20 protein-coding genes and 1 tRNA gene are annotated in these 21,851 nt (G+C 65.3%); 11 read left to right on the plus strand and 10 right to left on the minus strand.

Annotation, left to right across the window (positions count from 1 at the left end; genetic code table 11):
- Window positions 1–45: 45 nt before the first annotated feature.
- Window positions 46–1,278: a GNAT family N-acetyltransferase gene (locus N511_RS0119585; RefSeq protein ID WP_027680823.1), complete on the minus strand. Its 1,233-nt coding sequence runs from the start codon at window positions 1,276–1,278 to the stop codon at window positions 46–48.
- 55 nt (window positions 1,279–1,333) lie between these two features.
- Here N511_RS0119585 and N511_RS0119590 point away from each other — a divergent pair, with 55 nt between their 5' ends.
- The 3 genes from N511_RS0119590 to N511_RS0119600 are packed head-to-tail and all read left to right on the plus strand — an operon-like array spanning window position 1,334 to window position 3,960.
- Window positions 1,334–2,971 (plus strand): NAD+ synthase, encoded by a 1,638-nt coding sequence (locus N511_RS0119590; protein ID WP_027680824.1) that lies wholly within the window; start codon window positions 1,334–1,336, stop codon window positions 2,969–2,971.
- A gap of 9 nt (window positions 2,972–2,980) precedes the next feature.
- Window positions 2,981–3,607, plus strand: coding sequence for a class I SAM-dependent methyltransferase (locus tag N511_RS0119595; RefSeq protein WP_027680825.1), 627 nt, complete (start codon window positions 2,981–2,983; stop codon window positions 3,605–3,607).
- 14 nt (window positions 3,608–3,621) lie between these two features.
- A complete protein-coding gene (locus N511_RS0119600; RefSeq protein WP_004631293.1) occupies window positions 3,622–3,960 on the plus strand; it encodes a P-II family nitrogen regulator in 339 nt (112 codons plus the stop codon).
- A gap of 43 nt (window positions 3,961–4,003) precedes the next feature.
- Here N511_RS0119600 and N511_RS0119605 read toward each other — a convergent pair whose 3' ends face one another.
- The 3 genes from N511_RS0119605 to trxB all read right to left on the minus strand — a co-directional run bounded on the left by N511_RS0119605 (window position 4,004) and on the right by trxB (window position 6,401).
- Window positions 4,004–4,627, minus strand: coding sequence for a trimeric intracellular cation channel family protein (locus tag N511_RS0119605; RefSeq protein WP_027680826.1), 624 nt, complete (start codon window positions 4,625–4,627; stop codon window positions 4,004–4,006).
- A 22-nt stretch (window positions 4,628–4,649) separates the two neighbouring features.
- Window positions 4,650–5,315, minus strand: coding sequence for a Smr/MutS family protein (locus N511_RS0119610; protein ID WP_027680827.1), 666 nt, complete (start codon window positions 5,313–5,315; stop codon window positions 4,650–4,652).
- Window positions 5,316–5,444: 129 nt separating this feature from the next.
- Window positions 5,445–6,401 carry a thioredoxin-disulfide reductase gene (trxB, locus tag N511_RS0119615; protein ID WP_027680828.1) on the minus strand — a complete coding sequence of 319 codons (957 nt, stop codon included), beginning with the start codon at window positions 6,399–6,401 and terminating at the stop codon, window positions 5,445–5,447.
- A 219-nt stretch (window positions 6,402–6,620) separates the two neighbouring features.
- On the opposite strand from trxB, the gene N511_RS0119620 reads away from it, so the two are divergent.
- The 3 genes from N511_RS0119620 to N511_RS0119630 all read left to right on the plus strand — a co-directional run bounded on the left by N511_RS0119620 (window position 6,621) and on the right by N511_RS0119630 (window position 10,206).
- Window positions 6,621–8,966: a DNA translocase FtsK gene (locus tag N511_RS0119620; RefSeq protein WP_027680829.1), complete on the plus strand. Its 2,346-nt coding sequence runs from the start codon at window positions 6,621–6,623 to the stop codon at window positions 8,964–8,966.
- Between the two features lie 120 nt (window positions 8,967–9,086).
- Complete coding sequence (lolA, locus tag N511_RS0119625; RefSeq protein ID WP_012762530.1) at window positions 9,087–9,734, plus strand: outer membrane lipoprotein chaperone LolA; 648 nt, start codon at window positions 9,087–9,089, stop codon at window positions 9,732–9,734.
- Between the two features lie 46 nt (window positions 9,735–9,780).
- Window positions 9,781–10,206, plus strand: a complete 426-nt coding sequence (locus N511_RS0119630; protein WP_027680830.1) for a hypothetical protein — start codon at window positions 9,781–9,783, stop codon at window positions 10,204–10,206.
- A 15-nt stretch (window positions 10,207–10,221) separates the two neighbouring features.
- On the opposite strand, the gene N511_RS0119635 is transcribed toward N511_RS0119630, so the two are convergent.
- On the minus strand, window positions 10,222–11,118 hold the full coding sequence (locus N511_RS0119635; RefSeq protein ID WP_027680831.1) for a LysR family transcriptional regulator: 897 nt from the start codon (window positions 11,116–11,118) through the stop codon (window positions 10,222–10,224).
- A gap of 133 nt (window positions 11,119–11,251) precedes the next feature.
- Here N511_RS0119635 and speB point away from each other — a divergent pair, with 133 nt between their 5' ends.
- From speB to N511_RS0119660, 5 genes are all read left to right on the plus strand, one after another.
- The gene (speB, locus tag N511_RS0119640; protein ID WP_027680832.1) at window positions 11,252–12,211 is read left to right on the plus strand and encodes an agmatinase; all 960 of its coding nucleotides are present in this window, start codon (window positions 11,252–11,254) and stop codon (window positions 12,209–12,211) included.
- 32 nt (window positions 12,212–12,243) lie between these two features.
- On the plus strand, window positions 12,244–13,548 hold the full coding sequence (locus N511_RS0119645) for an MFS transporter (RefSeq protein ID WP_027680833.1): 1,305 nt from the start codon (window positions 12,244–12,246) through the stop codon (window positions 13,546–13,548).
- An 89-nt stretch (window positions 13,549–13,637) separates the two neighbouring features.
- A complete protein-coding gene (locus N511_RS0119650; RefSeq protein WP_027680834.1) occupies window positions 13,638–14,945 on the plus strand; it encodes a replication-associated recombination protein A in 1,308 nt (435 codons plus the stop codon).
- A gap of 78 nt (window positions 14,946–15,023) precedes the next feature.
- On the plus strand, window positions 15,024–16,340 hold the full coding sequence (serS, locus tag N511_RS0119655) for a serine--tRNA ligase (RefSeq protein WP_027680835.1): 1,317 nt from the start codon (window positions 15,024–15,026) through the stop codon (window positions 16,338–16,340).
- 79 nt (window positions 16,341–16,419) lie between these two features.
- Window positions 16,420–16,509: transfer RNA gene (locus tag N511_RS0119660), tRNA-Ser, on the plus strand.
- A 52-nt stretch (window positions 16,510–16,561) separates the two neighbouring features.
- Here N511_RS0119660 and N511_RS24375 read toward each other — a convergent pair.
- The 5 genes from N511_RS24375 to N511_RS0119685 form a co-directional block, all read right to left on the minus strand.
- Window positions 16,562–17,512 carry an acyltransferase gene (locus N511_RS24375; RefSeq protein WP_051530968.1) on the minus strand — a complete coding sequence of 317 codons (951 nt, stop codon included), beginning with the start codon at window positions 17,510–17,512 and terminating at the stop codon, window positions 16,562–16,564.
- Between the two features lie 187 nt (window positions 17,513–17,699).
- Window positions 17,700–18,830: a porin gene (locus N511_RS0119670; protein ID WP_027680836.1), complete on the minus strand. Its 1,131-nt coding sequence runs from the start codon at window positions 18,828–18,830 to the stop codon at window positions 17,700–17,702.
- A 260-nt stretch (window positions 18,831–19,090) separates the two neighbouring features.
- The gene (locus N511_RS0119675) at window positions 19,091–20,020 is read right to left on the minus strand and encodes an MBL fold metallo-hydrolase (protein WP_027680837.1); all 930 of its coding nucleotides are present in this window, start codon (window positions 20,018–20,020) and stop codon (window positions 19,091–19,093) included.
- A gap of 40 nt (window positions 20,021–20,060) precedes the next feature.
- Window positions 20,061–21,008, minus strand: a complete 948-nt coding sequence (locus N511_RS0119680) for a quinoprotein relay system zinc metallohydrolase 1 (RefSeq protein WP_027680838.1) — start codon at window positions 21,006–21,008, stop codon at window positions 20,061–20,063.
- Window positions 21,005–21,784, minus strand: a complete 780-nt coding sequence (locus tag N511_RS0119685) for a quinoprotein dehydrogenase-associated SoxYZ-like carrier (protein WP_027680839.1) — start codon at window positions 21,782–21,784, stop codon at window positions 21,005–21,007. The genes N511_RS0119680 and N511_RS0119685 overlap by 4 nt, the downstream gene beginning before the upstream one ends.
- Between the last annotated feature and the right edge of the window lie 67 nt (window positions 21,785–21,851).

Here is a 21,851-nt window from a genome sequence, read left to right on the forward strand (position 1 = left end):
TTCGTGCGGACGCTGTCTTTTCCCGCCTTCGCTGTTTTCCCGCCGCTAGTCCGATTCCAGCCGTTGCTTGAACGGCGAGCGGTCCGTCAGTTCGTCCAGATACGCTTCCATGCCGGCCGTTTCGCGGTCAAGGAACCTGCCCACTGCATCGGCAAATGCAGGGTGCGCCAGCCAGTGCGCCGACAGCGTTGCCACGGGCTCGAAGCCGCGTGCCATCTTGTGTTCGCCTTGCGCGCCACCTTCGAACGTGCGGATGCCGTGCGCGATGCAGTACGTCAGCGGCTGGTAATACGCCGTCTCGAAGTGCAGGCAGGGGTGATGCTCGATCGCGCCCCAGTAACGGCCGTACATGACCGACGCCTCGGGGCGCATGTCGATCACCAGCAGCGCGCTGGCGATGTCGTTGCCGTCGCGCGAGGCGATCACCAGCAGGAGGTTTTCCGGCATCGTCCGGCCGATCTGGCGGAAAAACTCCAGGTTCAGATACGGCGACGAGTGATGCTCGCGGTAGGTGGTGCGGTAACACCGGTGGAAGAAGCGCCAGTCCGCGTCCGTCGCGGCTGCGCCGGGCACGTGGCGGAAGGTGATGCCTGCGTCGTGCACGCGCCGGCGCTCGGCACGGACGTTCTTGCGCTTCTTCTGTTCCAGCGCGGCCAGAAAGTCGTCGAAGCTGGCAAAGCCCGGATTGCACCAGTGGAACTGCACGCCGTGTCGCAGCAGCATGCCGGCGCCGCGCAGTTGCTCAGCTTCATCAGCGGTGGGAAACAGCACATGCAGCGATGACAACTCGCTCTGCCGCGCCACCGCCAGCATTGTGTCGACCAGCGCCGCGCGCGCAGCCGCATCCCACGCCAGCAAGCGCGCACCCTGCACCGGCGTAAACGGCACAGCGGACAGCCATTTCGGGTAGTACTCCAGCCCGTGCTGCGCATAGGCATTGGCCCACGCCCAGTCGAAGACGTACTCGCCGTAGGAGTGGCCCTTCACGTACAGCGGCACGGCCGCCGCGAGCACTTCGCCGTCGGGGCCGTCTTGCCACAGTGTCAGGTATTGCGGCGACCAGCCGGTGTCGGGCGATGCGCTGCCGCTCTCATGCAGGGCGTGCAGGAAATCGTAGCGCAGAAAAGGCGTCGCTTCGGGCTGCAGGGCAAGCAGGGCATCCCACGCGTCGCGGCCGATGTCGCGCAGATCGGTCACAAGTCGCGTGCGATAATTGGCCAATTCGTGTCGCGAACCAGCGCGCGCTTGAGGCTCGGGAACAAGGGGGCGAGAGGTCATGCCGCCGATTCTAATTCCAGCTTCGACTGGCGCGCTTGCAATCCATATTGCCCCCATGACCGTCTCTGTCGCTCTCGCCCAGATCAACTGCACCGTCGGCGATTTCGCCGGCAATGCCGCCCGCATCGTCGCCGCGGCGCGCGAAGCGCACCAGGCTGGTGCGCGGATTCTCCTCACGCCGGAACTGTCGCTCACGGGCTATCCGCCCGAAGACCTGCTGCTGCGCCCGGCGTTTATTGATGCCAGTGCGCGCGCGCTTGACGCGCTCATCGCCGAACTGGCGGCCTTCCCGGGTTTGCACGTGCTGATCGGGCACCCGCAACTCTCGCTGGAAGCGCCGGCGCCTGGTGTGCTGCCCAAGCCGACCAACAGCGCGACGGTGGCCGTCGACGGCCGCGTGGTCGGCCGGTACAACAAGCTCGAACTGCCCAACAACGAAGTCTTCGACGAGAAGCGCTACTTCCAGCCCGGCACCGAGCCATTTGTGTTCGAAGTGGACGGCACGCGCTTCGGCGTCGTCATCTGCGAAGACGCCTGGTATGCCACCGCGACGGCTTACGCCAAGGCGGCCGGCGCGCAGGTGGTGCTGATCCCCAACGCGTCGCCGTATCACCTCGACAAGGAAGACCTGCGCGAGCGGATCATCGGTGCGCGCGTGAAGGAATCGGGCTTGCCGCATGTGTATGCAAACCTCGTCGGCGGGCAAGACGAGTTGGTGTTCGACGGGGGCTCGTTCGTGCTCGATGCCGAAGGCAACGTCGTCGTGCGGATGGGGCAGTTTGTCGAGGGCGTCGGCTACGTGCAGTTCGACGGTGGACGCGCGTTGCCGGGCACGGTCGTGCCGGAGGCGCCGCTGGAGGCCCAGGTGTATCAGGCGCTCAAGCTGGGCGTGCGCGATTACCTTGGCAAGAACGGCTTCCCGGGCGCGATCATCGGCTTGTCGGGCGGTGTCGATTCAGCGTTGGTGCTGGCGATTGCCGTCGATGCGCTGGGCGCCGACCGTGTGCGCGCAGTGATGATGCCCTCGCGTTACACGGCGGATATCTCGTGGGTCGACGCCCGCGACATGGCGGCCCGCCTGGGCGTGCAGTACGACGAAATCGCCATCAGCCCGATGTTCGACGCATTCAAGGACGCGCTGGCGGAGGAGTTCCGCGGGCTGCCGGAAGATGCGACGGAAGAGAACATCCAGGCGCGCATTCGCGGCACGCTGCTGATGGCGCTGTCGAACAAGAGTGGCCGGATCGTGCTGACGACCGGCAACAAGAGCGAAATGGCCGTGGGCTACTGCACGCTGTACGGCGACATGGCCGGTGGTTTTGCCGTCATCAAGGACATCTTCAAGACGCTGGTCTACCGCCTGTGCCGCTACCGCAATGCGTTGTCGGAAGTGATTCCGGAGCGCATCCTGACGCGCGCGCCGTCGGCCGAGCTGCGTGAAAACCAGACCGACCAGGACAGCCTGCCCGAATACGATGCGCTCGACGCCATCGTGCAGCGTTACATGGAGCAGAACCAGCCGGTGGCCGACATCATCGCGGCCGGCTTTGCCGAGGCCGACGTGCAGAAGATCGTGCGTCTCATCAAGATCAACGAATACAAGCGGCGTCAGGCGCCGGTGGGCATTCGCGTGACGCAGCGGGCGTTCGGGCGCGACTGGCGGTATCCGATCACGTCGCGCTTCAAGGAATAGGCCGCCGCCATGCTCGACTACTACGCCAAACGTGCCCCCGAATACGAGCGCATTTACACGAAGCCCGAGCGGCAGGGCGATTTGGCGTGGTTGAAGGCGCGCGTGCGTGATCTGACGCGCGGCGCGCGGGTGCTGGATCTCGCGTGCGGTACCGGTTTTTGGACCGAGGCGATGACCGACGCGCGCAGCATCGTCGGCGCCGATTACAACGACACCGTCCTGCGCATTGCACGCGGCAAGGGCATCGCCGGGGCGTCGTTCGTGCGCGCAGACAACGATGCGCTGCCGTTCGCGCCCGGCACCTTCGACGTGATGACGGCGGGCTGCTGGTGGTCGCATGTACCGCTGCAGCATTTGCGCCGGCATGTCGAAGGGCTGCATCGCGCCCTGGGGCCCGGCGTGCGCGTGCTGTGGTTCGATAACCAGTATGTGTTTGGCTCCAGCACGCCCATTGCCTACAACGACGAACATGGCAACACGTGGCAGCGCCGCCCCCTGCGTGACGGCAGCCAGCACGACGTGCTGAAGAACTTTCCCGACGATCCGACGCTGCTGCAGACGGTGTCCGGCATCGCCGAAGATGTGCGCATTAACCGGCTCCAGTATTATTGGACGCTTGAATACTTCACCAACTAGTGAGCGAGACACCCATGAAACAGATCACCGCCATCATCAAGCCCTTCAAACTGGACGAAGTGCGCGAGTCGCTCGCCGACGTGGGGGTGACCGGCCTGACCGTCACTGAGGTCAAGGGTTTCGGCCGTCAGAAGGGCCACACCGAGCTGTATCGCGGTGCGGAATACGTGGTCGACTTCCTGCCGAAGATCAAGATCGAGGTGGTGGTGGCCGAAAGCCAGGTCGAAAACGTGATCGACACGATCGTCAAAGCCGCCAAGACCGGCAAGATCGGCGACGGCAAGATCTTCGTGATGCCGGTGGAGCAGGTGATCCGCATCCGCACCGGCGAAAAGGACGAAGCAGCGGTCTGAAGCCGCCGCCTGTGGCCGGCGCGCTCGCGCCGGTCAGCGTTGATCAACGCGGCAGGGTGATGTTCCAGCGCAGCGTCACCAGCCGCCCGACCACGATCGCCAGCGTGGCGATCACCACAGACACGCTCGGCAGCAAGTCCGTGTGTGTCAGCCCGACGTAAAGGAAGCACCCGAGAAACGCGCACGTTGCGTACGGGTGATTGTCCCGCAGCAGCATCGGCACTTCATTGCAGACCACATCGCGCAGCAGGCCGCCGAAGGCCGCCGTGATCACGCCCATCATCACCGACACGAAGACCGGCACACCTGCATCGAGCGCCAGCTGCGTGCCGAGCACGCCAAAGAGCCCCAAGCCGATGGCGTCGGCCACGATCAGCACGCGGTCGGAAACCAGCTGGCTCACCAGCCGGATCACCCAATTGGCAAACAGGCTCATCACGAACAGCGCGAGCAGGTATTGCTCGTGCTCGATCCAGTAGAAGGGCCGCCGATCCAGCAACAGATCGCGCAGCGTGCCGCCGCCGAACGCGGTCAGAAAGGCGACGATGAACGCGCCCACGGCATCGAGGCGGCGCCGTTTGGCCTCGGCCAGCCCTGAGATGGCAAACGAGAAGACCGCGAGGATCTCCACCCAGTGCATCACCAACTGCAGGCGTGTTACGTGCATGCGTGTGCTGTCCGACCGCGCATCAGGAACCGTACGGCTGGCGTAGCAGCACGAGCACGGCGCCCGCGCCGCCCGCCGTGTTGCGCGGCTCGACGAAGGCGATTACCTCTTCCTTCTGCACCAGCCACGAGCGCACCTTGCCCTTGAGCACGGGCGTTTTGTCGGGCGAGCCGAGGCCCTTGCCGTGGATCACGCGCACGCAGCGGATGCCGCGCTGCACGGCACGGCGCAGGAAGGCGGCCAACGCCTCGCGGGCTTCTTCGCGGCGCATGCCGTGCAGGTCGATCTGGTCTTGCGTGGCCCACTCGCCGCGGCGCAGCTTTTTGAGCACGTCGTCACCGATGCCCGGGCGACGGTAGGACAGCGTGTCGTCGGTTTCGAGCAAGTTGTCCACATCAAATTCATCCGACAGGGAATCGCGCAGGACGGTCTGCTCTTCGGCGCGCGAATGCACGGGGTCGGGCGCGGGCGGATTGCGCGGATGTTCAACGCGCTTGTTCTGGCGCAGGGCGCTCACCTCGCCGATGCTGGCGCGGAACACGTTGGCTTCTTCGGCCGCCTTGCGTGCGGCGGCTTCGGCGCGCTGGCGCTCGGCTTCGCGTGCCTCCGTCTCGTGTTTGAGCTGGTCACGCAGGCCGGCCAGGTCGGTCAGGCTGAGCTTGTTGGCGGAGGAAGAAGCGCGTTTCATGGTGAAGGGCGGGCGAGCACGTCGGGTGGAGCGTCTATCGATTATACGAAGGCGCCGCACATGGCAAAACGGCCGATGGTTACCCATCGGCCGCGTTGCTTGCGCCCGGGAAACCCGGGGCGGTGAAGCTTATTCCAGGCTTTCCAGGTAGCGCTGGGCGTCCAGCGCGGCCATGCAGCCCGTGCCGGCGCTGGTGATGGCCTGGCGGTAGATGTGGTCCTGCACGTCGCCGGCGGCGAACACGCCCGGGATGTTGGTGGCCGTGGCCATGCCGTCGAGGCCGCTCTTCGTGCGGATGTAGCCCGTGTCGTTCATGTCGAGCTGGCCGCGGAAGATGTCGGTGTTCGGCTTGTGGCCGATGGCGATGAACACGCCAGCCACCTTGACCTCTTCGACCTTGCCTTCGTTCTCGTTCGTGCCCTTCAGGCGGGCGCCCGTCACGCCGGAGTCGTCGCCCAGGATCTCGTCGAGGACCATGTTGGTCTTGATCTCGATCTTGCCTTTCTTCTCCTGCTCATGCAGGCGGTCGATCAGGATCGGCTCGGCGCGGAACTTGTCGCGGCGGTGGATGAGCGTGACCTTGCTGGCGATGTTGGCCAGGTACAGCGCTTCTTCCACGGCGGTGTTGCCGCCGCCCACCACGGCCACTTCCTGGCCCTTGTAGAAGAAGCCGTCGCACGTTGCGCAGGCGGACACGCCGCGGCCCGCGAAGGTTTCTTCCGACGGCAGCCCCAGATATTGGGCCGAAGCGCCGGTGGAGACGATCAGCGCGTCGCAGGTGTATTCGCCCGAATCGCCTACCAAGCGGATCGGCTTTTCCGTCAGATGCGCGGTGTGAATGTGGTCGAACAGCACTTCGGTCTTGAAACGCTCGGCGTGCTCCAGGAAGCGCTGCATCAATTCGGGGCCTTGCAGGTGTTCCTTGTCAGCGGGCCAGTTTTCCACGTCGGTGGTGGTCATGAGCTGGCCGCCTTGCGCCAGGCCGGTGACGAGCACCGGGTTCAGGTTGGCCCGGGCAGCGTAAATCGCGGCCGTGTAGCCAGCGGGGCCGGAGCCAAGGATCAGCACTTTTGCGTGTTTTGCCATGATGCGTTCTGTGTGTGCGCGGCACGAGGGGTGGAGCGCCGCCGTGCAGGCTAGGTGAGGGTGATGGGCGCCATTATAAAGTGGCACCCCCTCGTCCGCCCGGTTGTAAATTCCAATGGCGGTGATAGGGCCGCGTTACAATCCTCGGCATCGTATTTGTGCTGTCCCAAGCCGCGTGGCCTTGCCCAAGCGGCACATCCGTCTCTCCGCGTCTCCCGCATGGCTCGAGCTTCCACCACTCCGACAACACGCACTGATCCATCCGCACTGCCGTCCCGCATTGGGCGGCTGCTGGGGGAGGTCCGCTGGTTCCTGTTGCTGGCGGTGACCATCGCCTTCCTGATCATCCTTCTGTCATACAACCGGGCCGACCCCGGTTTCACCCACGCCAGCCAGGTCGATGAGATCCGCAACCTGGGCGGCCGCGTGGGCGCGTGGCTGGCCGATCTGCTGCTGTTTGTCTTTGGCGCGTCCGCCTACTGGTGGGCGGTGCTGCTGGTGCGCAAGGTCTGGCGCGGCTGGCGCGAGCTGATGTCGGACGAACGCCTGCCGCGCACGGCCATGCCGCGCGTTGACGCCAGTGTCACGTGGATCGGCTTTGCGCTGATCCTCGCTTCCAGCATGGGTTTGGAAGCCATTCGCATGTACTCGCTGCACATGAAGCTGCCGCGCGCGCCTGGGGGCGTGCTGGGCGATGTGATCGGCGGGGCGGTGCAGCATTCGCTGGGCTTTACCGGCGGCACGCTGGCGCTGCTGTTTGCGTTCCTGGTGGGGCTGTCGCTGTTCTTCCATTTCTCGTGGCTGAACCTGGCCGAGCAGATTGGCGCAGGCGTCGAGATGCTGTTCGTCGGCTTCAAGACACGCCGCGAGAGCAAGCAGGACCGCGCCATCGGCGAGGCGGCCAAGGTTGAGCGCGAAGAGGTGGTTGAAACCCGCCGCGTGCGCATTGAAGAATCGCCGCCGGTGCAGATCGTGCGCCCGACGGCCGTGGTCAAGAGCGAGCGCGTGGAGCGCGAGAAGCAGCAGCCGCTGTTTGTCGACATCCACGATTCCGACCTGCCGCCGCTGGCGCTGCTTGATCCGATCCCGCCGGTCGTTGAAACCGTCAGCGCCGAGACGCTGGAATTTACCTCGCGCCTGATCGAGAAGAAGCTCAAGGATTTCGGCGTGGAAGTGCAAGTGGTGGCGGCCTACCCGGGCCCGGTCATCACGCGCTACGAAATCGAGCCTGCTACAGGCGTGAAGGGCAGCCAGATCGTCAACCTGGCGAAGGACCTGGCGCGTTCGCTGTCGTTGGTGTCGATCCGCGTGGTGGAGACGATTCCGGGCAAGAATTACATGGGCCTGGAGCTGCCGAACCCCAAGCGCCAGGCCGTGCGCCTGTCGGAGATTCTCGGCTCGCAGGTCTACAACGAGAGCGCATCGCAGCTCACGCTGGCGCTGGGCAAGGACATCGCCGGCAAGCCGGTGGTGGCAGACCTCGCCAAGATGCCGCACTGCATGGTGGCCGGCACCACGGGTTCCGGTAAGTCGGTCGGCATCAACGCGATGATCCTGTCGTTGCTGTACAAGGCCAAGGCCGACGCAGTGCGCCTGATCCTGATCGACCCGAAGATGCTGGAGCTGAGCATCTACGAAGGCATTCCGCACCTGCTGTGCCCGGTCGTGACGGACATGCGCCAGGCCGGCCATGCGCTCAATTGGGCCGTGGGCGAAATGGAGCGCCGCTACAAGCTCATGAGCAAGATGGGCGTGCGCAACCTGGCCGGCTTCAACAAGAAGATCGAAGAAGCCGCCGCGCGCGAAGAAAAGATTCCCAACCCGTTCAGCCTCACGCCCGACGCGCCGGAGCCGCTCGACAAGCTGCCGATGATCGTCATCGTGATCGACGAACTGGCCGACCTGATGATGGTGGTCGGCAAGAAGGTCGAAGAGCTGATCGCGCGGATTGCGCAGAAGGCGCGTGCGGCCGGCATCCACCTGGTGCTGGCGACGCAGCGTCCGTCGGTGGACGTGATCACGGGCCTGATCAAGGCCAACGTGCCGACGCGGATTGCGTTCCAAGTCAGCAGCAAGATCGACTCGCGCACGATTCTCGACCAGCAGGGCGCCGAAGCGCTGCTCGGCATGGGCGACATGCTGTACCTGGCGCCCGGCACCGGCTTGCCGGTGCGCGTGCACGGCGCGTTCGTGTCGGACGACGAAGTGCATCGCGTGGTCGACAACCTCAAGGCGCAGGGCGAGCCGAACTACATCGAAGGCATTCTCGAAGGCGGCGTGGCCGATGGCGAGAGCGGCGGCGATGGTTTTGGCGGCGGCGCTGGCCTTGTCGGTGCGGGCGGCGGCGAGGCCGATCCGTTGTACGACCAGGCGGTCGACGTGGTGCTCAAGAACCGCCGCGCGTCGATCTCGCTGGTGCAGCGTCACCTGCGCATCGGCTACAACCGCGCTGCTCGCCTGCTCGAAGATATGGAAAAGGCGGGGCTTGTGTCCGCCATGTCGGGCAACGGCAACCGCGAAATCCTGGCGCCCAACCGCAACGGCAACGTCGTCGAAGAGGAATGACGCTGCCCGCATGGCGCGCGCATTTGCCCGCATTTTGCAGTTACATCGCGTTACCGCGCGGGCGGAATGTTCCGGCGCGGCCGGCCACTAACAACAAGATCAACTGAAACCGGGATTCCTATGTTTGTGTTGAAAGCACGTCACCTGATGGCCGCCGGGCTGGTCTCGCTGGCGGCATGGTCTGCCGGCGCCTATGCAGGTGCGGTCGAACAGCTCAACGCCTTCGTGAGCAATGTCAGCACCGCGCGCGGCGAGTTCGTGCAGCGGCAAGTGAAGGGCGGCACCAACGGCAGCCCGCTGCGCGTGGCCGGGACGTCCAACGGCGATTTCGTTTTCTCGCGGCCGGGCCGCTTTGTCTGGCGCTATGTGAAGCCTTACGAACAGCAGCTCTCGGCCGACGGCCAGACGCTCTACATCTTCGACAAGGACCTGAACCAGATCACGGAGCGCAAGCTCGATGCGTCGCTGGGCTCCAGCCCGGCCGCCATCCTGTTCGGCAGCAACGATCTGGCGAAGAATTTCACGCTCAAGGAAGGTGGTACCAAGGACGGCATCGACTGGGCCGAACTCACGCCCAAAGCGAAGGACACCCAGTTCGAGCGCATCGCCATCGGCTTTCGCAGCGGCGAGCTGCAGGGGATGGAGCTGCGTGACGCCTTCGGGAACACCACCCTGCTGACGTTCTCGAACATCCAGAAGAATCCGCAACTGCCGGCCAACGTGTTCCGCTTTACGCCGCCCAAAGGGGCCGACGTCATCAAGCAATGACGCGTGGAGGCCGGCGCCGTTGCTGTCCTAGACCAGGAGACCGACCATGCCTTTGCCGTTCACCACGTCGCTGCACCGAGCCGCCGCTGTTGTCGCTGCGGCGTCAGCGGCGGTTGTCTTCGCGGGATGCGCCTCCACGGGTGCGTCCCGTTTTGATGTCGATTCGTTCCTCACCGCGCCAGACACGGTGCTGGCCGAGGCCTTGGTCAACAAGGATTTCCTGCATGCGACCGAGCTGCCCAGCGCCGAGTGCAGTGCCTTGGTGAAAGGCCACGCTGGGCAGGTCGTGCCGATCCAGGCGCCGGTTGATCCGCGTCTGCCAGAGGCTTCGGCGCGTCAGCCGTTCGTGATTCAGCCGCCAGCCAGCGAGAACGTGTGGCTGCTGCTGCGCGCGGCCAACGGCACGCAGTCGTGCCATGGGCCGCTTCCGGCCAAGGCGTTCATGGGATTGGTGCAGCGCGCGTCGAACTGACGGCGTGCGCGTCTTTTAGGCGTGGGCCGCTTTCATGTCGGCAATGAAGGCGGCCAGCAGATCATTGCGCCGGGCATCGCGGCGCACCACCATGTCGAACGGCACCTCGTAGCGCATGGCAGCGGGTGCCAAGGGCGTCAGCAGGCCCTGCGCCACATAGGGCGCCGCAAAGTGCTCCGGCAGGTAACCCAGGTGCCGGCCGGACAGCACCAGCATTGCCACCGCTTCCATGTTGTCTGCCACCGCAGTCACCGGCCGCTCGGCCGGCGACCCCGCCGCTTCCGGCAGCGGATAGCTGCGCCACGCCCACGCGTGCGCCAGCGCCTGCGCGGGCGTCACGTCCCCAGCCTTGCTGAACAGCGGATGGCCGCGCCCCGCATACGCCAGCTGCGTCTCGTGGAAGATCGTCGTGTAGTCCAGCGCCGGCACGCGGTGCCAGAAATAGCCGATCGCCATATGGATCTTGTTGTCGAGCAGCAGTCCTTCCAGCTCCCCGGGCGGGCGTACCGAGACCGTGAAATGCACGGATTCATCGCGTTGCCGAAAGCGCTCGATGGCCTGGCTGATGCGCGCATTCGCGTTGACGGGCGCATGGCCGATCAAGCCGAGATTCAATGTGCCGACCAGCGTGCGGCCCACCTTGCGCGTCTCGGCGCTGAAGACGTCGAGTGCGCCCAGCAGCTTGCGTGCGGAATCGACGAAGCGTTCGCCGCGCGCGGTGAGCCGGAAGCCGCTGCGGCCGCGCTCGCATAGCCGGTAGCCCAGTCGCGTCTCCAGCGTGGACAGCTGCGTGCTAATGGTGGATTGCCCCACGTTCAGCGTTGCCTGGGCAGGGGTGATGCCACCCGCGTCGACCACGGCGAGAAATACGCGGATCAGTCGCAGATCAAGATCGGAAGCTTGTCCCAGCACGGTGGTCGATACATCGATTTATATCGATGTTTGATTCGGAGATTTCGCATTCTACGTGCGAAATCCATCAGCAAGAATGCAGTGTATTGACACTCCTTACATCGGCTCGGGCCGATGTGACCATGCGACTGCCATGAACGACCGCGCCGACCTCTTCCAGCCCGCTTCGGGCAACGCCATGCCCCGCTTTGGCGGCATTGCCACCATGATGCGGCTGCCTGCCGCCACGTCTGCTGCCGGGCTGGACGCCTGCTTTGTCGGCGTGCCGTTCGACCTTGGCACGTCCAACCGCAACGGCGCGAGGCTCGGCCCCCGGCAGATCCGCGCAGAATCCGTCCTCCTGCGGCCGTACAACATGGCCACACGCGCGGCGCCGTTCGACTCGCTGCGCGTGGCCGACATCGGCGACGTGCCGACCAACCCATACAACCTGCATGACTCGATCGCGCGCATCGAGGCCGCATACCGGGAGATCATCGCTGGCGGCTGCCGCCCGATCGGCCTGGGCGGCGACCACACCGTCACGCTGCCCATCCTGCGCGCGATGCATGGGAAGTACGGCCGCATCGGCCTCATCCACGTGGACGCGCATGCCGACGTCAACGACACGATGTTCGGCGAGAAGATCGCGCACGGCACGCCATTTCGCCGCGCGGTGGAAGAGGGCTTGCTCGATTGCAACCGTGTCGTGCAGATCGGCCTGCGCGGCACGGGCTACGCGGCCGAGGATTTCGACTGGTGCCGTGAACAGGGCTTTCGCGTGGTGACCGCGGAGGAGTGCTGGCACCGATCGCTCGCGCCGCTCATGGAAGAGGTGCGCGCTCGCGTGCAGGGCGGGCCGGTCTACATCAGCTTCGACATCGACGGGATCGACCCGGCCTATGCGCCGGGTACCGGCACGCCGGAGATTGGCGGCCTGACCGTGCCGCAGGCGCTGGAGATCGTGCGCGGCGCACGCGGTCTCGACATCGTCGGGGCGGATCTGGTCGAAGTGTCCCCGCCATACGACCCGTTCGGGACGACGGCGTTGCTCGGCGCCAACCTCGCGTTCGAGATGCTGTGCGTGCTGCCCGGCGTCGAATACCGCGCCTGACGCGACACCCATAAGAACAGAGAGGAGACCCCATGCAAGCAGCGCAGTCGATCGCTCAGCCACGCCGTGCGGCGATGGCATCGTTCATCGGCACCACCATCGAGTGGTACGACTTCTACAGCTACGCCACGGCGGCGGCGCTTGTCTTCGGGCCGCTGTTCTTCCCGGGAGAGAACCGCTTGCTGGGGCTGCTGGCTTCGTTCGGGTCGTTCGCCATCGGATTTCTCGCGCGGCCCATCGGCGGCGTGCTGTTCGGCCGCATCGGCGACAAGCTCGGCCGCAAACGCGCGCTCATGGGCACGCTCACGCTCATGGCCGTTGCCACCGTGCTGATCGGTTGTCTGCCCACCTATGCGCAGGCCGGATGGATTGCGCCGGTCGCGCTGGTGGCGTTGCGTGTGGTGCAAGGCATTGCCGTGGGTGGCGAGTGGGGCGGCGCGGTCCTGCTGGCCGGCGAGCATGCGCCGAAAGGCCGGCGTACGTTCTTCGCCTCGTTCGCGCAGCTTGGCAGCGCCGGTGGCTTGATCCTCTCGATGCTGGCCTTTTCCGCCGTCAGCCGGCTTGAGCCGGAGGCCTTCATGGCGTGGGGCTGGCGCTTGCCCTTCCTGGCGAGCGCGGTGCTGCTGGCCGTGGGTTTTGTGATCCGCATGTCGGTCAACGAATCGCCGGAATTCGAGGCGATGCAGGCCTCCGGCGACGTGGCGAAGCAGCCGCTGGCGGAGGCGTTCAAGGCGTGGCCGCTGATCGCGCTGGCCATCGGCGCCAACGTGTACGGCATCGCGGGCGTGTACTTCAGCAATATCTTCATGATTTCGTATGCCACGCAGTACCTGCAGCTCGATCGCGCGATGATTCTCGACTGCATGTTCTGGGTCGCCGTGCTGCAGTTCTTCGTGCAGCTTGGTGCGGCCACGCTGGCCGACCGTTTCGGAACACGCCGCATGCTGGTCATCCTCGCGGCCTTCGCGGTGGTCGTGCCGTTCATCATGCTCCCGCTGGTCCGCATGGGCGAGGCGCATACCGTGTTTGCAGGAGTGGCCATCGCAACGCTGGCCGAGTCCGGCTACTACGCGATCATCGCGGGCTTTGTCAGCGCCATGTTTGCGGCGCGCATCCGCTACACGGCGATCTCGTTGTCGTATCAGGTGTGCGGCGCATTTGCGGGTGGCCTGACACCGCTGCTTGCGACGGTGCTGGCTGATCGCTTTTTCCCGCTGTGGTGGCCGATGGCGATCTTCTATGCCGGTTTTGCGGCGCTGTCGCTGGTCTGCGTGCTTTTGATCGGCCGGAGCAGGCTGGCCGCAGAGGCGCCGGCGCTGGACGCACGCGCCGCCTGAGGTTGCCGGGGAAGCGGCCGGCGGGCGGATTCTGCGACAATCTCCGCATGAACGCTTCCGCATCTCTCTTCCCGGACGCGCCCGCCCACATGCCGCTGGCCGAGCGCCTCCGCCCCCATTCCGCCGACGATGTGATCGGCCAGCAGCATCTGCTGGGGCCGGGCAAGCCGCTGCGCGTCGCCTTCGCGTCCGGCGAACCGCATTCGATGATCCTCTGGGGGCCGCCCGGCGTCGGGAAGACCACGCTGGCGCGGCTGATGGCCAATGCGTTTGACGCAGAATTCATCGCGCTGTCCGCCGTGCTCTCGGGCGTCAAGGACATCCGCGAGGCCGTGGAGCGTGCGGAGCAGTTTCGCGCCAATGGCCGACGCACGCTCGTCTTCGTCGACGAGGTCCATCGCTTCAACAAAAGCCAGCAGGATGCCTTTCTGCCGCACGTGGAAAGCGGGCTGTTCACCTTTATCGGCGCGACGACGGAAAACCCCTCGTTCGAAGTGAACGGCGCATTGCTGTCGCGTGCCGCGGTGTACGTGCTCAAGAGCCTGTCGGACGACGAGCTGAAGCAGCTTGCCGAACGCGCACGCCAGGAGCTGGGCGGGCTGGAGTGGACGCCCGCCGCACTCGACGCCATCGTCGCGTCGGCCGACGGCGATGGCCGCAAGCTGCTCAACAACGTGGAAATCGTCACCCGCGCCGCGCGTGCGCAGGCCGAGGGCGATACCGTTCCGGTGATCGACGAGGCGCTGCTGGCCTCCGCGCTGTCGGAAAACCTGCGCCGCTTCGACAAGGGCGGGGACGCCTTCTACGACCAGATCAGCGCGCTGCACAAGTCCGTGCGCGGCTCCGATCCGGACGGCGCGCTGTACTGGTTCTGCCGCATGCTCGATGGCGGCGCAGACCCGCGCTATCTCGCGCGCCGCATCGTGCGCATGGCGTGGGAAGACATCGGCCTGGCCGACCCGCGCGCCGGCCGCATCACGCTCGACGCCGCGGAAACGTACGAACGCCTGGGCTCGCCGGAAGGGGAGCTGGCGCTGGCTCAGGCGGTGATCTACCTGGCCATCGCGCCCAAGTCGAACGCCGGCTATAACGCCTACAACGCGGCGCGCGCCTTCGTCAGTCAGGACAAGTCGCGCAACGTGCCCGTGCATCTGCGCAATGCGCCCACCAAGCTGATGAAGGAACTCGGCTACGGCCATGCCTACCGCTACGCGCATGACGAGCCCGAGGCCTACGCTGCCGGCGAAACCTACTTTCCCGACGATCTGTCGCCGCAGAACTGGTACGTGCCGACGCCGCGCGGCCTGGAAGGCAAGATTGGCGAGAAGCTGCGGCACCTCCGCGAGCTGGATGCGCAGTGGCACGCCCAGCAGGACAAATCCTCTCGTAACAAATAGGCCCCACGGCCGGTACGATAAAATCGGCGTTTTCGATCGTTCAGATCGCTCGCAATCTTCGGTTTCCTTTTTCCCACCATGCTTGATATCCAACTGCTGCGCAAAGACATCGACGCCGTCGCCGCGCGCCTCAAAGATCGCGGCTACGTGCTCGACGTGGCCGGCTTTGCCGCGCTCGAAGCGGAACGCAAGGCCATCCAGACCCGCACCGAAGAGCTGCAGGCCCGCCGCAACAGCCTCTCCAAGCAGATTGGCATGCTCAAGGGCAAGGGCGAGGACGCATCGGGTGTGATGGCCGAGGTGTCGGGCATCGGCGACGAGCTGAAGGCGTCTGCCGCGCAACTCGACGTGGTGCAGGCCAAGTTGCAGGAGCTGATGCTGTCGATCCCGAACCTGCCGCACGAAAGCGTGCCGGCCGGCCGTGACGAGACGCAAAACGTGGAGGTGCGCCGCGAAGGCACGCCGCGCACGTTCGACTTCCCCGTCAAGGATCACGTGGACCTGGGCGCCGCGCTGGGCCTGGATTTCGATGCGGGCGCCAAGCTGTCGGGCGCGCGATTCACCGTCCTGAAAGGGCAGGTGGCGCGTCTGCATCGCGCACTCGCGCAATTCATGCTGGACACGCACACGCTTGAGCACGGCTACACCGAAGCGTACGTGCCGTACATCGTCAACGCTGCGTCGATGCGCGGCACGGGCCAGTTGCCGAAGTTCGAGGAAGACCTGTTCCGCGTGCCGCGCAAGATGGGGCACAGCGCCGAAGGCGAAGACGGCGAGCGCGTCGAGAATTTCTACCTGATCCCGACCGCCGAAGTGCCGCTCACGAACCTCGTGCGCGATGAGATCGTGGCCGCCGATGCGCTGCCGATGATGTTCGCGGCGCATTCGCCGTGCTTCCGTTCCGAAGCCGGCTCGTACGGCAAGGACACGCGCGGCATGATTCGCCAGCATCAATTCGACAAGGTCGAGATGGTGCAGATCGTGCAGCCCCACACGTCGTTCGACGCGCTGGAAGCCATGACGAACGCCGCGGAGAACATCCTGCGCAAGCTGGAACTGCCGTTCCGTACCGTCGTGCTCTGCACCGGCGACATGGGTTTCGGCAGCACCAAGACGTACGACATCGAGGTGTGGATCCCGGCGCAGAACACGTACCGCGAAATCAGTTCGTGCTCGAACATGGGCGACTTCCAGGCGCGCCGCATGCAAGCGCGTTTCCGCAACGCGCAGGGCAAGCCGGAACTGGTCCACACGCTCAACGGCTCGGGCCTCGCCGTGGGCCGTACCCTGGTGGCCGTGCTGGAGAACTACCAGAACGCGGATGGCTCGGTCACGGTGCCGACGGTGCTGCGTCCGTATCTGGGCGGCCAGGAAGTGCTGAAACCGGCAGTTTGATGAGGTGTGCCGACCCTCTTGATCAGGTCGGAAAAATTTTGTTATACTCGCGGTTTCGCGATTCAGCGACCCAGTTACCGGAGAGGTGGCAGAGTGGTCGAATGTACCTGACTCGAAATCAGGCGTACCGGCGACGGTACCGTGGGTTCGAATCCCACCCTCTCCGCCAGCAGTAGCAAAAGCCCCTTGGTTTTACGACCAAGGGGCTTTTTGTTTGGCGCCTAGATTTGGTCTGGCGAAAAAACATCGGCACCGGTGGTCACGCTGCGCCGCTGGCCCGCCCGCGCCAGCATGTTCTCAATCTGCTGATCTTTCTCCTCCCACAGTTGGGCAAGCCAGCGGTGGAAATCGCTGCGGAAGGCGGCGTCGGTGCTGTAGTCGTGCGTGCAGAAATCCGGCGGAATCGGCAGTTCGCGAATATGCACCATCACGCGGCCGGCTTGGCCGCAGGCCAGTTGCCAGAAGCTCGGCGTGCCGTCCGGATAGGCGATGCTGATATCGAGCAGCGACTGGAACCGCTGGCCCATGGCGTTGAGCGTCAGGGCCAGCGCGCCGGCCTTCGGCTTGAGCAGATGGCGATAGGGGGACGACTGCCTCCGGTGCTTTGCCGGCGTGTACCGCGTGCCTTCGGCAAAGTTCATGACGTTGGTCGGCACGTGGGCGAACTTGGCGCAGGCGCGCCGCGTGGTTTCGCGGTCTTGATTGCGCAGCTCGGGGTGCTTGCGCAACGCGGCTTTGGAGTGCCGCCGCATGAACGGAAAATCCAGCGCCCACCACGCCAGGCCGATGACCGGCACGTAGATCAGCTGTTGCTTGAGAAAGAACTTCAGCAGCGGGATGCGCCGGTTCAACACCCGCTGCAGCACGAAGATGTCCACCCAAGACCGATGGTTGCAATTGACCAGGTACCAGCCCGCGTAACGCAGGTTGTCGGCGCCTTCCACGCTCCAGGGCTCGCGTTGCAGCACGCCGATCCAGGCGTTGTTACAGCCGATCCAGCACGTGGCGACCCAATTGAGCATCGGGTCGATCCGGCGGCGGACGGCTACTGCCGGCACCAGCAGCTTGAACGCCGACAGCGTGAACAGCGGCACACTCCAGAACAAGGTGTTCAAGGCCAGCAGGATGAGGCTGAGCGTGCCGAGGACAAAGGCAGGCAGGACGCGAATCAAGGCACCTCCAATGAGCGCCCGCCGCGTGGGTGCGGCAGGCAGGAATCGTGACGTTGAGAATATTTCAGCGTAGCGCGGATCGCCTGTCCAGACCATGCGCTGCGTCAGGATTCCTCCTTCATATCCCGAGGCCCAAAAAAAAACCCTTGGCGTTGGCCAAGGGCTTTTCTTACTGCTTGGGTGCCGCTCAGAACGAATGCTTCAGCCCGACGCCTGCGAGTACGGTCTTCGCGCCCGGCGCCGTGCCGCCCGCAACGATCGACGTCTTGAGGCTTTCCAGCGGATCCGCCGTACCCACTGCGCCTGCACTCACGTACACGAGTTGCGCGTACAGCGTGGTGCGCTTGGAGAACGCGTAGTCGTTGCTCAGCACGATCGATTTGGTGGAGCTGTCGTGCGTGCTGCTTTCGTACTTGCTGTAGTAGCCGGCCAGCGTGGCGGTATTGGCAGGGCTCCACTTGTAGTCGAGCCCGACGCCGATCGATTTGACGTCTGACACACGTTGCCCGGTCGGCGCATTGTTGGTGACGCCGATGTAGTTGACCCGGCCCGTGAAGGCATCGAACGGCACGGCGACGCCTGCGCTCCACAAGCGGCTGAGGGTCTCGCCTGTGCCGCTGTCCGCCGTCGATTGATAGCCGAGACCGACGGCGACCGGGCCGGTGTATGTGGCCCCCAGCGACAGCTCGTTGCCGCGCTTGAAGCTGCCGGCGGTCTCTCCGAATGAATAGGCAACGCCCAGCCACACGGGGCCGAAGTTGTTGGAGTACTGCAGTGCGTTGCCGATGAACACGCCCACGTCGTTGCCGGGGTTCGTGCCTGCGCCCATCGCGTTGCCCGGGGCGGGGAGCTGGTTGTAGGCCCAGCCGTACAGGTTCGAGAACTGCTCCTTGAAGCCGCGCGCTTCCGTGCCGATCGTGCCGATGAGGGCTGGGCTGTACTGGCGCCCCAGCGTGATCGCCCCCCAGTTGCCGCTCAGGCCGACGTTGGCTTGCCGGCGGAACAACTCTGAGCTGAAGCCCGGGCCGGTGGTAAGCGTGCCGGTGTCGCTGCTGAAATGCCCTTCGAGGTTGAAGTTGGCTTTCAGCCCGCTGCCCAGGTCTTCCGAGCCCTTGAGGCCCCAGATGCTGGGGCTGATGCCGCCCGAATGCATTTCGGTGATGCTGCCGCCGGCCGCACTGCGGTTTTGATACTGGAGTCCGGCATCGACGGTGCCGTAGATCGTGACCGACGATTGTGCGATGGCGCCACCCGCTGCACAGCCGAGGGCGGTTGCGATGGCGGTCAGGACGCCGGGTCGAAGGCGTGAGTTCTGCATGTTGTCTCCGTATTGTCGTTGTCTGATGCGTCCATTGAATGGGCTCGGACGCATGCGGTGTTGGCGCCAAACACGCGGGGGCGCGCTCAACGCCGGCGGGACTTTGCAATATGCGTACCACGGCGTTCGCAGTGGATTGCAAGGAGTTGCATGCCGTTGATTAACGTTTGCGACACGCGTGCCGATGGGGGCGATGTGGCGTGGCGGGACAGTCGGCGCAACACCTGTCCGCGGTCTGTTCCGCAATGGAGCAGCCGCGGTCAGGCGCTCGGCGCGCTTTGCATCCAGCGATCTTCAAGCTCGCGCCATGCACGTCCGACGTTCAGCGCATGGCGAGGGTGGAAGTTGCGCCAGTCGCGGTAGGTGTCGCCCGGGACGTAGTCGAGTGCGCGGGCCGCGTCGCCGCCGGCTTCAATGGCGCGCGTGATGGTGCTTGCGAGCATGTCGAGATACGACAAGGTCGGGCGCAGCATCTGCGCAGGCGTGCCGATGCTGGTGCCGACGACGATGTGGGCGGGCAGTTGCTCCAGCCCATGCAGCGCGCGTTGCCACCCAACCAGCGAGCCGTCCTGCAGGTCTGGGACGCGCTGCCGATATGCCAGCCCACCTGTGCACAGCACCCCGCGCTGCGGCGCGTACAGCACCGTATCGGATGCGCTGTGTGCTGCTGTGTAGACGTGCACCTGCCACGCCGTCTTGCCGGTGTGCAGCCAATCGCCATCGCGCAGTGCCGGTTCCGGATACACGATCTGCGTTTCATGCATGACGCGCGCACCGAGCAGGGTGGTCAGCCGCGCCAAACAGGTTTCGCAACGCTGCCGCATGAGGTCAGCCGTGGCGGCGGATGCCAGGAAGGCCGGGCGCGGCTGCAGTTGTGCGAAGGCGGCGTTGGCCAGCACATGCTCGGGATGCGCGTGCGTGTTGACGACCCAGCGAATGGGCTCGGCCGTGATGTGCCGGATGGCCGCGATCAGTTGGTGTCCCCATCGCGCGTGCGGGCCAGGGTCGACCACGAGTACGCCGTTGCCTGTGGTGTGTACCAGCGTGGGCACGACTTCTCCGGCATTCGCGCGTGAGGCTTCTGCGTTGGCAGCGCGCGCGGCGTAGAGGCCGTCCTGCAGGCGCAGCAGCGTGACACGTGCGGGTGCCGCAGATACGGTCGGCGCCGGGGTGATCAAGGTCGCGAGCATGATGCGCATCCAGCGTCGCCGGGCGGGGTCTGGCGCCATGTCAGGGCGCCAGGGCGGCGTGCTCGTAGCCGGGGTAGAAGCGGGTCACGTTGCGCGTGTACTCCGCGGGCATGCCACCCCACTGCGCGTAGGGCGCGTCTACCGGCATCGCAATCACCTCGGCCAGGTCGCGTCCTTCGGTTGCCGCGCGGCGCATGCGGGCATCGAGCCACTGCAGGTACTGGCGTGTCTGGGCGATGGCGTCTGCGTTGCCCAGGGCGGGCCCGTGGCTCGGGATCAACACGCGCGCGCCGCTGTCGGCAACGATCTTCTGCAGCCGATCGAGGCTCGCCAGCCAATGCGCAATGTTGGCGTGCGGCGTGGTGGGAATCCGGTCGCGAAAGGCAATGCCGCCAGCGAAGACCACACCGCTCGTCCGGTCCACAACTACGAGGTCGTCATCGGTATGTCCGTCGAGGCGGATGAGGTCGATGCGATGGCGCCCCATGGTGCGAGCTCCCGGGCTCAATGGCGTGCCGGGCGGTGTCGATACCGTGTTCTGCATCCACGCACCGCAGATGCGGTAGAGATTGTCGGCATAGGCCGCGCCCTCGCGTTGCGCACCGGCGATGGTGCCGGGTAGCGCTTGCGCGCCGACATCCGCATAGGCCTGGTTGCCGAAGAAATAGTCGGGGTGCAGGTTCAGGTTGAATACCCAGCGCACCGGGGCCGATGTGACCGTGCGAATGGCTTCGCGCTGCTGCTCGCCGTACTGCAGCGACGGCCCGGTATTGATGACGAGCACGCCATCGCCGGTATCAATGAAGCCGGTGTTGATGATGTTGCAGCCGTTGCGCGCAGAAAAATCCGCGTTGGCGCCTTCCAGCACCCAGACGTCCGGCGCAACCGCGCGCGGTACGAGGTGGTAGTCGGGGCCCGCCGCACGTGCCAGGGCACTCAACATTGCAAGACACAGCAGGAGGCCCAACCATGGGTGGCGTCGGCTCATCGTGTCACCTGTGCGCGGATGCGGTTGCCGTTGTTGTCGACGCCGGCGACGCTGATGCCGCGTTCAACGGGGCCATCTATATCGAACGAGAAGATCGGGTTCTCGGCGACGGGCTCGTACAGCGCGAGTTCAAGCATGGGCTGGCGCTTGGCATCGAGCAGGTTGAGCTGCTCGATATGGAACGACGGAATGCCCGCCACCAGGCCGGTGTCCATCGGATGCATCACGCGCACGCGGATGCGGCTGCCTGCGCCGTTGAAGCCCGGAAACACGCGCGACTCGACCTGGTTCAGCGTGGTGCTCCAGGTGGCGTTCTGGCGCGTGGCGCCCGGCAGCGTGCAGCCGCCGCCGGTGGCGTCCACCTGCAACGTACCGACATGCCAGACACCGTCCTGCGTACGCGCCGCCACGCGCAGTGCAGACGCTTCCTGCAGCTTGAACCGGAACGACAGCGCCGGCCGCGCACGCATCGGCGTGAATTCCAGCACCTTGCGGATCGGGTTGCGATCCACCACGACGATGATGCGCTCCACCTTGCCGAGCGCCGACGCATCAAACGCAATCGGCACCTGCATCGGATCTTCCGCAAATGCCGGCCCGGTGATCCTGATGCGGTTGTCGAACGTCGTCCGCGCTGGGCCAAACACTTCCTGACGAATCGTCGGCCACAGCGGCGAGCCTGCAGGGTCGACGTTCGTATCGGCGCAGGCCTGCGATGACAGACACGCCACGGCCAGCGCGGCAGCGGCAGCAGCATGAAGGGGAGCCGTTCTCATGGTGTGGCGTGGAAGTTCGGATGAAAGGCTCGCATCGCGAAAGTCGTGCCATGCGTGCAGCGTGTTC

The sequence above is a fragment of the Ralstonia sp. UNC404CL21Col genome (assembly GCF_000620465.1).
In the GTDB taxonomy this organism is placed as follows: domain Bacteria; phylum Pseudomonadota; class Gammaproteobacteria; order Burkholderiales; family Burkholderiaceae; genus Ralstonia; species Ralstonia flatus.

Bases quoted from the DNA above. Each gene is read 5' to 3' on its own strand.
- N511_RS0119585 (WP_027680823.1), bottom strand. From the start codon at position 1,278: ATGACCTCTCGCCCCCTTGTTCCCGAGCCTCAAGCGCGCGCTGGTTCG.
- N511_RS0119590 (WP_027680824.1), top strand. From the start codon at position 1,334: ATGACCGTCTCTGTCGCTCTCGCCCAGATCAACTGCACCGTCGGCGAT.
- N511_RS0119595 (WP_027680825.1), top strand. From the start codon at position 2,981: ATGCTCGACTACTACGCCAAACGTGCCCCCGAATACGAGCGCATTTAC.
- N511_RS0119600 (WP_004631293.1), top strand. From the start codon at position 3,622: ATGAAACAGATCACCGCCATCATCAAGCCCTTCAAACTGGACGAAGTG.
- N511_RS0119605 (WP_027680826.1), bottom strand. From the start codon at position 4,627: ATGCACGTAACACGCCTGCAGTTGGTGATGCACTGGGTGGAGATCCTC.
- N511_RS0119610 (WP_027680827.1), bottom strand. From the start codon at position 5,315: ATGAAACGCGCTTCTTCCTCCGCCAACAAGCTCAGCCTGACCGACCTG.
- trxB (WP_027680828.1), bottom strand. From the start codon at position 6,401: ATGGCAAAACACGCAAAAGTGCTGATCCTTGGCTCCGGCCCCGCTGGC.
- N511_RS0119620 (WP_027680829.1), top strand. From the start codon at position 6,621: ATGGCTCGAGCTTCCACCACTCCGACAACACGCACTGATCCATCCGCA.
- lolA (WP_012762530.1), top strand. From the start codon at position 9,087: ATGTTTGTGTTGAAAGCACGTCACCTGATGGCCGCCGGGCTGGTCTCG.
- N511_RS0119630 (WP_027680830.1), top strand. From the start codon at position 9,781: ATGCCTTTGCCGTTCACCACGTCGCTGCACCGAGCCGCCGCTGTTGTC.
- speB (WP_027680832.1), top strand. From the start codon at position 11,252: ATGAACGACCGCGCCGACCTCTTCCAGCCCGCTTCGGGCAACGCCATG.
- N511_RS0119645 (WP_027680833.1), top strand. From the start codon at position 12,244: ATGCAAGCAGCGCAGTCGATCGCTCAGCCACGCCGTGCGGCGATGGCA.
- N511_RS0119650 (WP_027680834.1), top strand. From the start codon at position 13,638: ATGCCGCTGGCCGAGCGCCTCCGCCCCCATTCCGCCGACGATGTGATC.
- serS (WP_027680835.1), top strand. From the start codon at position 15,024: ATGCTTGATATCCAACTGCTGCGCAAAGACATCGACGCCGTCGCCGCG.
- N511_RS0119670 (WP_027680836.1), bottom strand. From the start codon at position 18,830: ATGCAGAACTCACGCCTTCGACCCGGCGTCCTGACCGCCATCGCAACC.
- N511_RS0119675 (WP_027680837.1), bottom strand. From the start codon at position 20,020: ATGCTCGCGACCTTGATCACCCCGGCGCCGACCGTATCTGCGGCACCC.
- N511_RS0119680 (WP_027680838.1), bottom strand. From the start codon at position 21,008: ATGAGCCGACGCCACCCATGGTTGGGCCTCCTGCTGTGTCTTGCAATG.
- N511_RS0119685 (WP_027680839.1), bottom strand. From the start codon at position 21,784: ATGAGAACGGCTCCCCTTCATGCTGCTGCCGCTGCCGCGCTGGCCGTG.